Below are 17,230 nucleotides of genomic sequence, written 5' to 3'. Positions count from 1 at the left end.
CTTTTCTAGCTATAGTTTTTTATTTTTAGGAGAAAAAATGGTAAAAAAAGTTTTTGTCGTTCCACATACTCACTGGGATAGGGAATGGTTCTTTACCTCAGATCAAGCGAAAGTATATCTACTAAAAGATCTAAAAGATGTTCTTGATCATCTTGAAGCTTCAGGACAATATGGTTCTTTTTTGCTGGACGGTCAGTCTTCACTAATCGAGGATTATTTAAATTGGCGTCCGCAAGAGCGAAACCGGGTTGAGAAGTTAGTTAAAGAAAAGAAACTAATTCTTGGACCATGGTATACCCAAACGGATCAGTATCTAGCTTCTGGGGAAAGCATTATTAACAACTTACGTATTGGAATGAAGCAGAGTGATGAATTAGGGGGCCATATGAACGTTGCCTATGTTCCTGATTCATTTGGTCAAGAATCAAGTATGCCCCAAATATATCAACAGCTTGGTATTGAGGATGCTGTTTTGTACCGCGGCTTTTCACTTGATGATACTAAGCAATCCGAATTTACTTGGCAAGGTGAGGACGGTTCAGAAATCAGTGTTTTCCGGATGGCCTGTGGTTACTTTATTGGCGGCGTAGTCGATGAAACTAAGCTAGCCCAGTTAATGACTGAAGAACCATTTAAAACAGTTGTTGACCAAGCTTCAACTGATAATGTGCTGTTTCCAAATGGCTCTGATATGGCACCGCTACGTTTTGACCTACCTGAGTTTATCGAGCGGCTTAATCAAGCAAATAAAGGAAAGTTCACTTTTGAAGTTGCTTCACTCGAGGATTACATTACAACTGTTAAAGAAGCTAACCCTGAATTGCGACTGATTACTGGAGAACAGGATTGTGGCAAGGACATGCGTGTTCATAAGTCGATTTCATCTTCACGTGCCGACTTAAAAGCCCTTAACACCAAATTGCAAAATTATCTTGCGAATGTTGTAGAACCAGTTCTTGCCCTGGGAAGCTATTTTGGCTTGCCTTATCCAGCCAAAACGCTTGAAGACTTGTGGAAAAAAATGGCTAAGAATGCAGCACATGATTCAATGGGAAACTGTGTGTCTGATCGGGTAAACGCGGATATTAAAGCACGCTATCAAAAGGTTGAAGATATAGCAACTGCACTGGTTGAAGTGACTTTGCGGCAAATTTCCACAGGTGTTAAAAATGATGGTCACCCAATTACACTGACCGTTTTCAATACGTTGCCAGTTGAACGTGGCGGTGTGGTAAGCAAACGGATATATTCCCCAAGCCGTAACTTCAAAATTCAAGATTATAATGGGCAAAATATTCCCTTTGAAATTACTGCTGTCAAAGATGTAACTGAGTTAATTACGTCTTCAACAATTCAACTTGATCCAGGTCAAGCAATTTATTTACCGGAAAAAGTGTATCAGCTTGATGTGAATATGCAGTTAGCAAACATCCCCGCTTTTGGTTACAAGCAGTTATCTTTGGTTTCAGAACAGGACCAAGAAATAGACTTACCAACAAGACAAACTGGAACCAAGATTGAAAACGAGTTCTATCAAATTTCAGTAAATGTTGATGGTAGTTTAGACATTTTGGATAAACTGAATAATCACTTATATCAGAAACAAGCAATCTTAGAAGAAAATGGTGATGATGGTGACTCCTACAACTATTCACCTGCCAAACAGGATTTAGTTAGTTACTCAACAGCACAACCGCATCGCTCACAATGCATCCAAAATGCACTAAGTAGCAAATTAATTATTGATTACGATTTTAGTGTACCGAGTGATTTGGCTGCTCGGGCTAAGGGCTTGACTGATGTGAAGATGCCAACGCAAATGATAGTGACACTTGATCAGGCATCAAAGCTGATCAAATTTGAGCTTAATGTCGATAACAGACTGCCAAAGAGTCACCGTTTATGCATCGATTTTGACAGTGAAGTAGTTACTAATACGAGTATTGCCGACATTCAGTTTGGTACGATAAAACGTCCGCTGACGAAGAAGCAAGCTTTAAAAGATTGGCATCAAAATCAAGGTGCGTGGCAAGAAAAGCCAATTTCGATTAACACTGTTCAAAGCTTTGTTGCGATGTCCGATGATGAACGTGGACTTGCACTTATTCCACAAGGAGTTCGTGAATACGAATGTATTGGAAAAGACAACGCCACAATTAGATTAACTGTTTTCCGGACATATGGAATGCTAGGAAAACGCGACTTGCTCTATCGACCTGGAAGGGCATCGGGGGATGAAACTGTGCCAACGCCTGAGGCTGAACTAAATCAGCACTTATCCTTCGAGTTAGCCATGACAACCATGCAAACTGGCTATGATCAGGCTGCTTTGGCTAGCGAGGTTAAAGCGTTTGAGACACCACTACAGGTCTATCAATATGCGGAATTTTTGAATGGTCGATTAACTTTTCCATTCAATCCGGTTAAACGAACAGCTGATCCTGAACTCAGCCTCTTTAAGACCGATAACCAGTTAGTTATCAGCACGGTTGAACAAACAGAAGAAGGCACAGGCTATCAAATGAGATTGTATAATCCGCTGTTTCATCCTGTAGGTGACAAAATTACGTTTAATAAGCAACCACAAGTGGTGCAACTAGTCGACTTATTAGGAAACAAAATTGCGGATTTGCAGGTAGACAATCGGACAGTTGTTCTGCCAGAAATTGATCACGCTAAGTTCATGACAGTTTATTTTGAATTATAGGAGAAATTATGGTTAAAGCATATTTTGTAAATCACACACACTGGGATCGAGAATGGTATTTCACTACTCAGGATGCTCAGGTTTTAAGTGATCAATTGTTTACACAAGTTTTGGGCGAACTTGAGAATCATCCAGAAGCAAACTTTACTTTGGATGGCCAGATGTCAATTGTGGATGAGTATGTCGAAATTCATCCTGAAGCTAAGGAACGAATTCACCGCCTAGTTAACCGAAAGCAGTTATTCATTGGACCATGGTATACCCAAACAGATGCAATGGTACCGAGTGCTGAGTCGTTATTGCGTAACTTGATTATCGGTATTATCGACGCAAGAGAAAATTATGGTGAACCAATGATGTTAGGTTATTTGCCTGACACTTTTGGCTTTAATGCCAACTTGCCAATGATTTTAAACCAAGTGGGAATCCATGACTTTTTATCTTGGCGTGGAACGAATTTTAAACGACAAACTAATTCTGTATACTTTAAATGGAAAGCAATGGGTGGCAAAGCTGTCTTTGCGGCCAATTTCCCACTGGGGTATTACACCGGTCAAATCGATTTGGAATCAAAGCGCAACTTACAAGATTTTGTCAAAAATCGCTTAGATAAGGGAATTGAATTTGAAGCATTAAATGGCAATAATGACGAGGTTTTGGTTCCTTCTGGAATCGATCAAATGAACATCATTCATGATGTTTCAAAAACAATTGAAAAAGTTAACGAGCTTTCGCAAAATGATGTCGAAATAAGTACATATCCACAGTTTATGAACAAGTTACGTTCTAAGAAACTACCAGAATATCAAGGGGAATTAAGATATCCAACTTATTCTCGAGTTCACAGGACAATTACATCGGTTAGATCATGTAATAAGCGTAGTAATTTTGAACTTGAACAAGCTATTACCAGACGTTTAGAACCACTTATGGTAATTGCCAAGTATGCAGATATTCCAATTTCAAATGGAATTGTGGTTAAGCTGTGGAAATTATTATTTGAATTGCAACCACATGACACTTTGGGTGGAAGTGTTACTGATAATGTTGCAGTTGACATGGAGCACCGGATTAAGCAAGCAAACGAGATTGCTGATGGTGTGGAAAACTATATTAAGAAGAGAATCGCACAACGGCTAAATCTGTCTGATCACGATGTCATTGTCTTTAATACTGATCCATACGAATTTAATGGACGCAAAACAGTTGAAGTAGTTAGTCAAAGTAGTCAAGTTAAATTCCCAGCAGAGAATAAGGCTGTAATTGTGGGCAAAGAAGAAGTTAAATCGCGTCCACATATTATGCAGTTAACGCCAAACGGCTATGAATTTAAGGATGAACCAGGCTACTTTAAACTCAAGGTCAGTCTAGAAGTAAAAATGGCTGGTTTAGGTTATCAAGTGCTGCATTTCGAGGATAGTGATCAAGTAGTAGACGAGTTCCAGAGCATAAGTGGAAAATCAATTGGTAATCACCGAGTTCAACTGGCCTTTGAAGATGGTGCCTTTTATTTAAGCACTAAATACAAGACATTTAATGATGTTATTAGTATTTATGATCAAGCTAATGATGGTGATACCTATGATTTTTCACCACTTCGAGGGGATGAAGAGAAGCGACTTGATTGGAATGGAACAATCAAAAAAGAAGTTGCTGATGGAATTGAAAGATTGATTCTAACTGGCACATGGCAATTACCGTTTGATTTGGAAGACCGGGTTGATGGCGAAGCGCCTAAAACAGTTGATGTGAGCTATCAATTAATTTTAACGATAGCAGCCACTTCGGATGTGATTTCAGCCAAATTAACGATCGATAATCAAGCTCTGTCACACCGCTTACGCTTGCGTCTAAAAACTGGTATTACGACCAAGACAGCACATGCGCAGATTCAAGGTGGTTTTCGTCAAACGGAAAATGAAGCGATTGATGACAATTGGAACGATGAATTTGTTGAAAAACCAGTTAACATTTATATTTTTGATCGTGCAGTCGGCTTACATGATAAGCAAGACGGTCTCTATTTCTTTGGAACTGGTCAAAAGGAATATGAAAAAGTTGACGATTCCCTTTATATCACGCTTATGGCAACTACGGGACAACTGGGTAAATCAGACTTATTGTGGCGTCCTGGACGTGCATCCGGAGACACAACTTCTGTTGGCCATATTATGATGCCAACGCCGTTAGCTCAAGAAACTGGAACTAATGAGTTCTCGTTTGGTTTGTATGCCCCAAGTAATGCTGAGCTTGCAGAAAATAGACTGACAAAAGTAATCAGCGATTGGTATGCACCATCTGTTAGTTACCAGATGCAAAAATATAATCTCTTTGTTAATCGTCTTGATAACAAGTTATGGGATATTGAATTTTCACCAAAATTAACCAAGATTGAACAAACTGAATCTTGGCTAAATATCAAACAAAATGTTGAAGTTTCAGCACTGTATCCTGCATACACAATTAAAAACAACTTGGTTCTCCGTCTTTCAAATCCGACAAAAGAAGTAGTTGATGTTTCTTATCTAAAAGATGCTGGCTTTACTGTAGTGAACGGTTTGGAAGAGATAATTGACCAGGATTACCAAATTGCCCCTTATGACATGTTGACCTTGATTAAGCAAATATAGCAGTTTGTAACTTATATAACTAAATGAGAAGAAGTGAATGTATGAAACTATCTTATAAACGATTGGGAATAATCCTCGAATTTTTATTAAATAATTCTGCCAACCGCTACGTTTCTGCCTCCTTTTTAGCTCAAAAGTGCAATGTAAGTACGAGGACAATTAGGTCCGATATTCAAGCATTAAACCGCGAATTAAGCAGTTTACAAGTTGAAATAAAAAATAAGCGAGGCGAGGGCTTTTACCTAAGTGATTTTGATAAAAAAACAGAGCAAACGCTAACGGAATTGGCACGAAGGGATTTGCCGGCTTCAAGTTCAGGTGAGCGAATTGCTGAAGTTGAGCAGTACCTATTGGTTAATAGTCGTGTTAAATTAGATGATCTGACAGAGAAGCTGTTTATCAGTGATAATACCTTCTTCACATACTTGGTAACAATTAAGAAAGAGTTCAGTGATTTTGAACTACGAGTTGTGAAAGACGGGGATGAGTATTATGTTGACGGCTCTGAATCTGCCAAACGCAATTTTATTATTAGTAAACTTATTAATAAGAAGTCGAATAGCTATATCGTTGACTTTACAGAACGCGAGAAGAGTATTTTTGCTAACTTAGATTTGAACTTGTTAAAAGAAACGGTGCATGGTTTTTTACGTCATTATAGTTACCACTTATCGGACATTAATACTAAAAACATTATCTTGCATCTAGCTTTAGCAATTTCGAGAATTAAGATGGGTTACCGTTTAGAGACTGGTAATTCGGTGGAAATTAAGCCCCCAGTTCAGAGCACTGTCCAAAAGCTACTTCAAAAATTGGAAGCAGAATTCCAAGTGGAGTTCAATCAAGTAGAGGCCAATGACCTAATTTATCATTTTGCTTTGAATTATCCTGAATGTGTAAGTGAAAATGATCACGTTAGTATAAAGGACAATATTAATAGTGCCATTACGATTTTTTTGGAAAACATCAAAAAAGAGTTTGCAATCGATTTATTAGATGATCGTGAACTGCGGGTTAATTTGACGCAACACTTAACCAATCTAGTGAAAATTAAGACGGTTAATGGTAATCGGAAGAATCCGTTGTTAAACGTCATATTGTCCACTTTTCCCTATGCGTATGAGATTACGGCTTATTCAGCACCAATTTTGGAGCACATGCTCAATTTAAAATTGAATGACGATGAGCTCTCCTTCATCACGCTGCATATAGGTGCCTCGATTGAGCGGCAGGGAAATCTTTCGTCTCAAAAAAACGCTGCACTAATTTGCGGGAATGGAATTTCAACAGCTGCACTTGTACGCGCAAAATTGCAAACTCAATTTGCGTCCTTTTTAAACATTACGGGAACTTATACTTACGATGAATATCTAGCGGGTAAAGCAAGTGGTAATGACTTTCTCATTTCGATGGTGCCTTTGACTGATGCCACGGTACCAGTGATTCAAATTGATTTAACTAATTTTCACAATGATATTTTGCAACTGTCTGAATATTTGAAGTCACTTAATAATCCATACCGCGCGATTAATAAGCTGTTTGATGAGGAAAATATCTACTTAGTGCAAGAACCGTTATCCAAAGCGCAATTACTCGATATGCTAATTAAAAACTTAGAGCGTAAAAAAATTGTTAACAAAGATTTCAAACAACGGGTAGATGAACGAGAAAAGATGTATTCAACCGCAATTGGTGGAAAAATAGCTATCCCGCATTCCTTAGGCTATGCTACGAAAAAATCAAAGGTATCATTTGCTCGCTTAGATAAACCAATCAAATGGGACGAAAAAAATGAAGTTAAATATGTATTTCTCTTGGCAATTGCCCGTCAAGACTATCTAAGTGTACAGAAATTATTTGACTTCATTGTTGATTTACAAACTAATCTGACTTTTCGCAAAATTATTGATAAGAGCTCGAGTCCCAAAGAAATTAAGCACGCAATTAGTTCATTAATTAAATCAAGCTACTGATATTACAAAAATTATTTGATCAGCGAAACGAACTGTTTTAGCAGTTCGTTTTTTGCTAGTTTTAAGTCAAATTGTTCTATACTGAACTTGTAAATAAGCTTGAAGTTAAAGGCTTTTGTCATAGCAATTGGCCTCAACTAAGACTATATTTTTAAAAACTATAGCCAAACTAAATGCTCTTGAGTGAAGAATTACACAATGATAGAATTGTGCGACAAGGAGATGAAGCAATGAAATTAGAAAAAGCAATGACAATTTTAGGATGGGTTGCCTCTGTGACGGCAATTATTATGTATGTGTCCTACATTCCACAAATTATTAGTAATCTGCATGGAGTTAAAGGCAATCCAATCCAGCCACTCGCTACAGCAATTAATACGCTACTATGGGTTATTTACGGACTCTTTAAAGAAGATCGTGATATTCCAATAGCTGCCTGCAATGCCATCGGCTTTGTTTTCGGCTTAATTGCGTTTTTCACTGCTCTATAAGAGTTAAATATTGAAAGGTCATTCCTACTTTTAGGGATGACTTTTTTATTTGCTGCAGTGATTACTAATCTATTTTACAAATACGAAGATGAAAGATTGTAAAAATAAACTTTAGTACTTCGGACAGAATTTCCATTGGACTGAGTAAAAAAGATAACCGCAAAACAAATAAAAATATATAACAGTAAACTTATTAGACAAAAAGCTCTTTTTTAATAAATAAGAGCTTTTTTTGTTTACCGATAATTCTAAAAAACTATACGTAGCCCTTCATCAACAACAATATTATAAGCAGGTTAAAAATAGAAGATGAAGACGATTTTACGAGATTTAAATAACACCTCTAAAAGAGTGAGAAGAAAAATTCTTTAACTAGTTTAAAGATGTGAAAATGCCGAAAAAAGGCAAGATTAATTATTTTAATTCTCCAAACAGTAAATGCATCTAATGTAGCACAAAATATATGAGTTATTTTATTCAGCTATTATTACATGTGTTATTTTTAAAAAATTAATGCGATTTTTAAATAAAGTAACAAAAGTTACTTTATTTATATAATTTTATATTATATAAAAAGTAAAAATAAAATATAAACATAATAACTTTAAAACGGCTTTTTCGGCTTTGGAATCCAATTGTATATATCGATATAATTGCTTTTATATCAGCGATTATATCGATAAAATCAAAAATGGGATTTGTCCTCAAAAAATCAAAAAACAGCTTTATGTAATTTAATTTATGTGATAGACTTTCTCATTATATAGTAAATGAATGAACAGGAGAGTATAATTTGAAAAAGAACTTAAAGTTAGTCGAAGAGACTAAAAACACAAATTATAAATTACATAAAAGTAAAAAGAACTGGCTGGTTAGTTATTCTTTAGTAACTTTTATGTTAGGTGGAATTTACCTAGATAGTCATGCTGGTGTTCCAGTTAAAGCCGCTGAGATTGACTCTAAGACGGAGCAAAAGAAGGGGATCAATCAAGACTTGCAGCAGTCGGTGGACTCTAAATCCATAGACAATGCCAAACAGAATTCTTCTGTTGACCTAGACACTGCTGCAACCACCGTAAAAAGCAAAATTAATTCTGATACTGGACTTTCAAGTAGTGATAAGTCCAATCAACTCAAACAAGTTGATGCGGTGGCGGAACAGGCAAAAACTGAAGTAGAAGAAGCCAGTAGTTTAGTTGAAATTAATGCAGCTTTAACTCAGGCAATTGATGACATTAATTCTTGCTATCATGCTAGTGCTGCTAATACAACAGTAAAAAAGAACAAACAGAATGCAAAAAAGGCGCCGATTGAGAAGGCACCACTTGTTAATAAAAATAAAAAGCCAATCACTAAAAAGGTGAGTGTTTCAACATATGAAGGATTGAATTCATTCTTTAAAAAAGCTGAAACACCAGCCGTTGCGCCATCAGAAAAAGCGAAAGCAGCTACTGAATCTCCTAAAGCTCAAGATAGTATTACTGCAGGTGCTCAAGTAGAAGAAACTGAGAAAGCAGGAATATCTTCTAACTCTACTGAGACTGACATAATCAATAATGAAACTGAAGCAAATGATACTGTATACCAAAAAAACACTAATCCAGATGCTTCACAGGCTGTCGTAACTCCAAGGGCAGGCACAGTAAGTCAAAAAGACGATGACAAAAGTATATTGCTTACTTCTGACACAGCAGAGCATTCTAACTACATTAATACTGCTGCAACAATAACTGAGCAGAATAAAAAAGATATTAAAAATCCGTCAAATCATGTTTCGCTCCCTCTTCAAATTACAAATCCAGATAATTTTAAGACTAAAGTTGCAACTGTATCGACATTTGAAGAATTTGCGACAGCCTGGGCTGATAACAAGGTATCATATATTAATATTGTCACTGACATCTCTAATGAGCAGAGCAAATTAGAACTCGGTAAAAGGTCTGGAAGAGGTAGTGTAGTAATAAATGGTAACGGGCATCGGATTGATTTGGGAAATGCAGCTTTTAAGTTCACTCCTACTACCCTTCCAGTCCAATTTGCTTTAACAAATGCTTCGCTAACTAAGACGGCAACAAGTGATAGCGAAAGCAATCTTATTGACTTTAAAGGTAGTGATTGGTCAGATCATGATGCTCCGAAAGCCTCAATCTATTTTGATAATGTTACGGTAAAAAGTAGTGATAAAGCTAATTCGAGTAATGAAGAACTTTGTTACATTACAAGAGTTGGCAAAGCTTCAGTTAAGTTTTCTGGAACTAATTACTTTGAGGTCAGAGAGGGTTTTACCAATCAGTATGGATTTTCATCTGTAGAATTTGCTGATAATGCTGATGTAACAATAAAAACAACTAATACAAAACAAAGTACACTAATTAATACCGACGTAACTAGTAGTTCTTCTGTTTCCATAGGCAATGGAGCTTCATTAACAATTTACGAAGATTCTGATGAAGCATCAAATAAATCAGTTTTTAGAGGGGTTAGTGCTTTAAAAGCTGGTAATGATGTTTCTTGGAATCAACATGGTTGGGGAGCTTTTATTGACTCGGACATATTGGGTTCTGAGTATTTTTTTGGTGAGAGATTCACTTTAAATCATGATATTTTAACTCCAGAGATAATGCCTTCCATTAGACTAGTTAATACGTTTCCAGGTAGTCTTGCCCCAAGTGTTACTTTTAGTAAGGGTGCGTCTTTAACAATAAAATCAAATTCTGAATTAAGTCCTATATTTGATTTAGTCTCTACTGCATCTTCATCTGGAGTTGGAAACTACGACTACGATGAAGCCTATATTTCTTGTCCTAAATTAACAATTAATAGTCCTCGAGCGTTGGATATATCCTATTGTGACGAAGATGGAGAACCCATTACACCATCAGTAGCGATGATTTCGACTTACCGAGATCCTGAAAATCATATCGGCTCCTTTAATATAAATGGTGTGACACAACCTCTTGATTTTTGGACTAGTAATAATGTAAGTACAACACCTGATAAAACTGTCAATGGTTTTGACACATTTAAAATTTGGAAAAAGACTAGTACATTTGATTCCGCAGGAAACAAAACGGTTGATTCTTCGCTTTTCCCTTTAAAATATAGAGAGATGAGGCTTAGCAACAATGATATTCCTAAGGTTGGATCTGCTGTTGTTCAATATGTTGGTCAAAGTGGAACAGTAATAAAAACTGTTAATATGCCATTAACGGATAAAGATAATTTTGTTGGACAGAGATTTCGCCTTTTGGATACGAAATATGCTGTAGATGAAATGCCAGCTGGATACTTTCTGGCTAGAGCTACCAGTGGAGACTTATTTCCTGGAGCAGTAATAGATCCTGATTTAATGCTGACCGATGCTAATGGCCAAGCAAAATATGTATATGTTCCAGGAAGAACAGCAACGAGTGCAATAAAGCCGGATCGGATTTACACCATATATGTTTGGGGCACGCCACAAACAGTTAAATTCCAGTATGTGGACATTAATCATAAGGATCGAGGTCCAATCGTACCGACATCCAAAACTTTGTGGTACGATAAAAAAAGTACGTCAGCTAACACAGGAAATGTTATAAATTGGACAAGCGACAGATTCAAATCATATATTCCATCAGGTTACCACTACTATGTTGAAAAAAGTGGGGAGAATATTCAACCCAAAACCACTACCGTTGGTGTGGACAATCCAATTGTTACAATATATGTAGAGGGTGATGAAAAAAATATAAATATAGGATATAGAGATACAGTTACTATGTATTCTCTCTTCCCTTCAAATCCAGTTAAAATCACTGGAAGAGTGGGAGACACGGTTACTATACCAGATGCACCGGACATACCAAAATACATCTTTTCCAGAGTTACGGATACTAATGCTAGTGGTTCTGACGTAAAGTCTATTAATATAGGTTTGAGCAATCCGGTAATTACATATTGGTATACCAATCTTGATAATATTATTGGTAAGTATCAAGATGGTATTACTGAGGCGCGAGAAAAAGCTAAAATTGATGTTAATAAGAATGATAATATTACGCAAGATGAGAAGACCTCATATATTAGAGCTATTGATAATATATACAGTAAGTACATTGATAAATTAAAAACTGCAAAAACGCTCGATCAATGTGAGCAAACTGTCAGTGGAGCAAAAAGTGAATTCCAATATATTGTTGACCAAACAGGGTTACCGCTTGAAACCCAAAAGAAAAATGCTAAGGTAAGAATAGATCAGGCACTTGCTGAGATTAAGGAAGTAATAGACGCTGATAAAAACTTAACTTCAACAGAAAAGGCAGATTTATGGGAAAAACTAAGTGGACCGACAGCTGCAAGTGCTAAAAATGCAATAGACGCAGCAACCAATGCGGATAAATTATCTACAGCGTTAGAAAAAGGTGTAAATGATGTCCAAACATATGCACCAGAATTCACATTAGACAAGAGAAAAGCCAACGCTAAGGCAGAGCTATCTGATAAGTTCAAATTGATACAGCCTATTAAAAACACGATTGACACTGATCCTACATTATCTGCTGATGAAAAAGCAGCGCAAAAGGCAGCAATTGATAGGGATGTTCAACAGGGTACTGAAGAAATTGGTAATGCTAAGAATGCTGATGAAGTAGTTAAGCTTCTTGAAGATTGGATAAATACAGTTAAATCAGAATATAAACCTGGAGGAAACGGCTCCGGCTCAAATGGTTCAGAATCAAACAGCTCAGGTTCAAATGGATCTGACTCCAACGGATCTGACTCCAACGGCTCCGGCTCAAACGGCTCAGGTTCAAATGGATCTGACTCCAATGGTTCCGGCTCCAACGGCTCAGACTCCAACGGTTCAGGCTCCAATGGTTCAGAGTCAAATGGCTCAGGATCTAACGGTTCAGAATCAAACGGTTCTGATTCAAATGGCTCAGGCTCCAACGGTTCTGAATCAAATGGTTCAGACTCAAATGGCTCAGGTTCAAATGGCTCCGGCTCCAATGGTTCAGAATCAAATGGCTCCGGTTCAAATGGCTCCGGCTCAAATGGCTCTGACTCAAGTGGCTCAGAGTCAAATGGCTCCGGCTCAAACGGCTCCGGCTCCAACGGTTCAGAGTCAAATGGCTCAGGATCTAACGGGTCAGAGTCAAATGGTTCAGGATCAAACGGCTCCGGCTCCAACGGCTCTGAATCAAATGGCTCAGGCTCCAACGGTTCTGACTCAAATGGCTCTGACTCCAATGGTTCAGGTTCAAATGGCTCAGACTCCAATGGTTCAGGTTCAAACGGCTCAGGCTCCAACGGCTCAGAATCCAACGGTTCAGACTCAAATGGCACAGGCTCCAACGGTTCAGACTCGAACGGCACAGGCTCAAATGGCTCAGGCTCAAATGGCTCTGACTCAAATGGCTCTGACTCAAACGGCTCTGACTCAAACGGCTCAGAATCAAATGGCTCAGGCTCCAACGGTTCTGACTCAAATGGCTCCGGCTCCAACGGTTCTGACTCAAATGGTTCAGGATCAAACGGTTCAGGCTCCAACGGCTCAGAATCAAACGGTTCTGATTCAAATGGTTCTGATTCAAATGGTTCAGGCTCCAACGGTTCAGACTCCAATGGCTCAGAATCAAATGGTTCAGGCTCAAACGGTTCAGACTCCAATGGTTCAGGCTCCAACGGCTCCGAATCAAACGGCTCCGAATCAAACGGTTCAGGATCTAACGGCTCCGAATCAAACGGTTCAGGCTCCAACGGCTCAGACTCAAATGGCTCAGGATCTAACGGTTCAGGCTCCAACGGCTCAGACTCAAATGGCTCAGGATCTAACGGTTCAGGTTCAAATGGCACAGGCTCAAATGGTTCCGGCTCCAACGGCTCAGAGTCAAATGGTTCCGGCTCAAATGGCACAGGCTCAAACGGCTCCGGCTCCAATGGCTCCGACTCCAACGACTCCGGCTCCAACGGCTCAGAATCAAATGGCTCAGGCTCCAACGGCTCAGACTCCAACGGTTCCGGCAGCAACGGTTCTGACTCAAATGGCTCTGACTCAAATGGTTCAGGTTCAAACGGCTCAGAATCAAATGGCACAGGCTCAAATGGTTCAGAATCTAACGGCTCAGACTCAAATGGCACAGGCTCAAATGGTTCCGACGGCAACAGTTCCGGCTCAAATGGCTCAGACTCCAATGGTTCAGGCTCAAACGGCTCAGGCTCAAATGGCTCAGGTTCGAATGGTTCCGGCTCCAACAGCTCTGATTCAAATGGCTCCGGCTCGAACGGCACAGGATCAAACGGTTCAGACTCAAATAGTTCAGGCTCCAACGGCTCAGACTCCAATGGTTCAGAGTCAAATGGTTCCGGTTCAAACGGTTCAGACTCCAATGGCTCAGGATCCAACGGTTCCGGTTCAAATGGCACAGGCTCAAATGGTTCAGACTCCAACGGTTCAGGATCTAACGGCTCCGACTCCAATGGTTCAGGCTCAAACGGCTCAGAATCAAACGGTTCAGGATCTAACGGCTCAGAATCAAACGGCTCAGACTCAAACGGCTCAGGCTCAAATGGTTCTGACTCAAATGGCTCAGGCTCAAACGGTTCAGACTCAAATGGCTCAGGCTCGAACGGTTCTGGTTCAAATGGCTCAGAATCAAACGGTTCTGACTCCAATGGCTCCGGTTCAAATGGTTCAGACTCCAATGGTTCAGGTTCGAATGGTTCTGACTCAAATGGCTCCGGCTCCAATGGTTCAGACTCAAATGGCTCCGGCTCCAATGGCTCAGGATCAAACGGTTCTGACTCAAATGGCTCCGGTTCAAATGGTTCAGGCTCAAACGGTTCCGACTCCAATGGTTCCGGCTCAAATGGCTCCGGCTCGAACGGTTCAGGCTCGAACGGATCCGAGTCCAATGGCTCCGGCTCTAACGGATCTGAGTCAAATGGCTCCGGCTCAAATGGCTCCGACTCCAATGGCTCCGACTCCAACGGTTCTGACTCAAACGGCTCCGGCTCAAATGGCTCCGGCTCCAACGGTTCTGACTCCAATGGTTCCGGCTCAAATGGTTCCGGCTCAAACGGCTCCGGCTCCAACGGTTCTGACTCCAATGGTTCCGGCTCAAACGGCTCAGACTCCAATGGCTCAGGATCTAACGGTTCCGGTTCAAACGGTTCAGAGTCAAATGGCTCCGGCTCAAACGGTTCCGGCTCTAATGGTTCTGATTCCAATGGCTCAGAATCAAATGGTTCAAGCTCCAACGGTTCAGAGTCAAATGGTTCAGGTTCAAACGGCTCAGAATCAAATGGCTCCGGCTCAAACAGCTCTGATTCAAATGGCTCCGGCTCAAATGGTTCAGACTCAAATAGTTCCGGTTCAAACGGCTCCGGCTCCAACGGTTCCGGTTCAAATGGCTCAGACTCCAACGGCTCTGAATCCAATGGTTCCGGCTCCAATGGTTCTGACTCGAATGGCTCCGGTTCAAACGGCTCCGACTCAAACGGTTCAGAGTCAAATGGCTCCGGCTCCAATGGTTCCGGCTCCAACGATTCCGGCTCAAACGGCTCAGAGTCAAATGGCTCCGGCTCGAACGGTTCAGAATCAAACGGCTCCGACTCCAATGGCTCCGGCTCAAACGGCTCCGGTTCAAATGGTTCCGACAGCAACGGTTCAGACTCAAATGGCTCCGGTTCAAATGGTTCAGGCTCGAACGGCTCAGACTCCAATGGCTCCGGCTCAAACGGTTCAGAATCAAACGGCTCAGGCTCAAATGGCTCCGGCTCGAACGGCTCAGACTCCAATGGTTCTGACTCCAATGGTTCCGGCTCAAATGGCTCCGGCTCCAACGGCTCCGAATCAAACGGTTCTGATTCAAATGGCTCCGGCTCCAACGGCTCCGGCTCAAACGGTTCAGAATCAAACGGCTCAGACTCCAATGGTTCCGGCTCAAATGGCTCCGGTTCAAACGGTTCTGACTCCAATGGTTCCGACAGCAACGGTTCAGACTCCAATGGCTCAGGCTCAAACGGCTCAGACTCGAATGGCTCCGGCTCAAACGGTTCAGACTCAAACGGCTCAGGCTCAAATGGCTCAGACTCCAATGGCTCAGGTTCAAACGGTTCAGACTCAAATGGCTCAGAATCGAACGGTTCAGACTCAAATGGTTCCGGCTCAAACGGCTCCGACTCAAATGGTTCCGGCTCAAACGGCTCAGAATCAAACGGTTCAGACTCAAATGGCTCCGAATCGAACGGTTCAGGCTCAAATGGCTCAAGCTCAAATGGTTCTGACTCAAATGGTTCAGGTTCAAACGGTTCTGACTCAAACGGCTCCGAATCGAACGGTTCAGGCTCAAACGGTTCTGACTCAAATGGATCAGGCTCAAATGGCTCAGACTCAAACGGTTCTGACTCAAATGGATCAGGCTCAAATGGCTCAAGCTCAAATGGTTCTGACTCCAACGGCTCAGACTCAAATGGATCTGACTCAAATGGTTCTGACTCAAACGGTTCTGACTCAAACGGTTCTGACTCAAATGGCTCAGGCTCAAACGGTTCAGAATCAAACGGTTCTGACTCAAATGGTTCCGGTTCAAACGGTTCAGACTCCAACGGCTCCGGCAGCAACGGTTCAGGCTCAAACGGTTCTGATTCAAATGGCTCAGACTCCAACGGCTCTGATTCAAATGGCTCAGAGTCAAATGGCTCCGGCTCCAATGGTTCAGGTTCAAACGGCTCCGGCTCCAATGGTTCAGACTCAAATGGCTCAGGTTCAAACGGCTCAGACTCAAATGGATCTGACTCAAATGGATCAGGTTCAAACGGTTCTGACTCAAATGGCTCAGGCTCAAATGGCTCAAGCTCAAATGGTTCTGACTCCAACGGCTCAGACTCAAATGGATCTGACTCAAATGGTTCAGGTTCAAACGGTTCTGACTCAAACGGTTCTGACTCAAATGGATCAGGCTCAAATGGATCAGGTTCAAACGGCTCAGACTCAAATGGTTCAGGTTCAAACGGTTCTGACTCAAATGGATCAGGCTCAAATGGCTCAAGCTCAAATGGTTCTGACTCCAACGGCTCAGACTCAAATGGATCTGACTCAAATGGATCTGACTCAAATGGCTCAGAATCAAATGGATCAGGCTCGAACGGTTCTGACTCAAATGGTTCTGACTCAAATGGCTCAGGTTCAAACGGTTCTGACTCAAATGGCTCCGAATCGAACGGTTCAGGCTCAAATGGCTCAAGCTCAAATGGTTCTGACTCAAACGGCTCAGAATCAAATGGTTCTGACTCAAATGGTTCAGGTTCAAACGGTTCTGACTCAAATGGCTCCGAATCGAACGGTTCAGGCTCAAACGGTTCTGACTCAAATGGTTCAGGTTCAAACGGTTCTGACTCAAATGGCTCCGAATCGAACGGTTCAGGCTCAAACGGTTCTGACTC

5 protein-coding genes are annotated in these 17,230 nt (G+C 40.7%); all 5 read left to right on the top strand.

What is annotated here, in order from left to right:
• The first annotated feature begins 37 nt into the window (after window positions 1–37).
• On the top strand, window positions 38–2,707 hold the full coding sequence (locus tag H3T48_RS00035; RefSeq protein WP_198187618.1) for a glycoside hydrolase family 38 C-terminal domain-containing protein: 2,670 nt from the start codon (window positions 38–40) through the stop codon (window positions 2,705–2,707).
• A gap of 8 nt (window positions 2,708–2,715) precedes the next feature.
• Window positions 2,716–5,337: an alpha-mannosidase gene (locus tag H3T48_RS00030; RefSeq protein WP_198187616.1), complete on the top strand. Its 2,622-nt coding sequence runs from the start codon at window positions 2,716–2,718 to the stop codon at window positions 5,335–5,337.
• Window positions 5,338–5,378: 41 nt separating this feature from the next.
• Window positions 5,379–7,310 (top strand): BglG family transcription antiterminator, encoded by a 1,932-nt coding sequence (locus H3T48_RS00025; protein ID WP_198187615.1) that lies wholly within the window; start codon window positions 5,379–5,381, stop codon window positions 7,308–7,310.
• Window positions 7,311–7,540: 230 nt separating this feature from the next.
• Window positions 7,541–7,801 (top strand): SemiSWEET family transporter, encoded by a 261-nt coding sequence (locus H3T48_RS00020; protein ID WP_074425732.1) that lies wholly within the window; start codon window positions 7,541–7,543, stop codon window positions 7,799–7,801.
• 793 nt (window positions 7,802–8,594) lie between these two features.
• Window positions 8,595–17,230: DUF1542 domain-containing protein (locus H3T48_RS00015; RefSeq protein WP_198187613.1), on the top strand; the 8,636-nt coding region annotated here is incomplete at its 3' end.

Origin of the sequence: Lactobacillus sp. M0403, from assembly GCF_016101265.1 — a bacterium.
Classification (GTDB): Bacteria; Bacillota; Bacilli; order Lactobacillales; family Lactobacillaceae; genus Lactobacillus; species Lactobacillus apis.
Note: the sequence above shows the minus strand (reverse complement) of the source record. Positions and strands in the feature narration are given on the sequence as shown.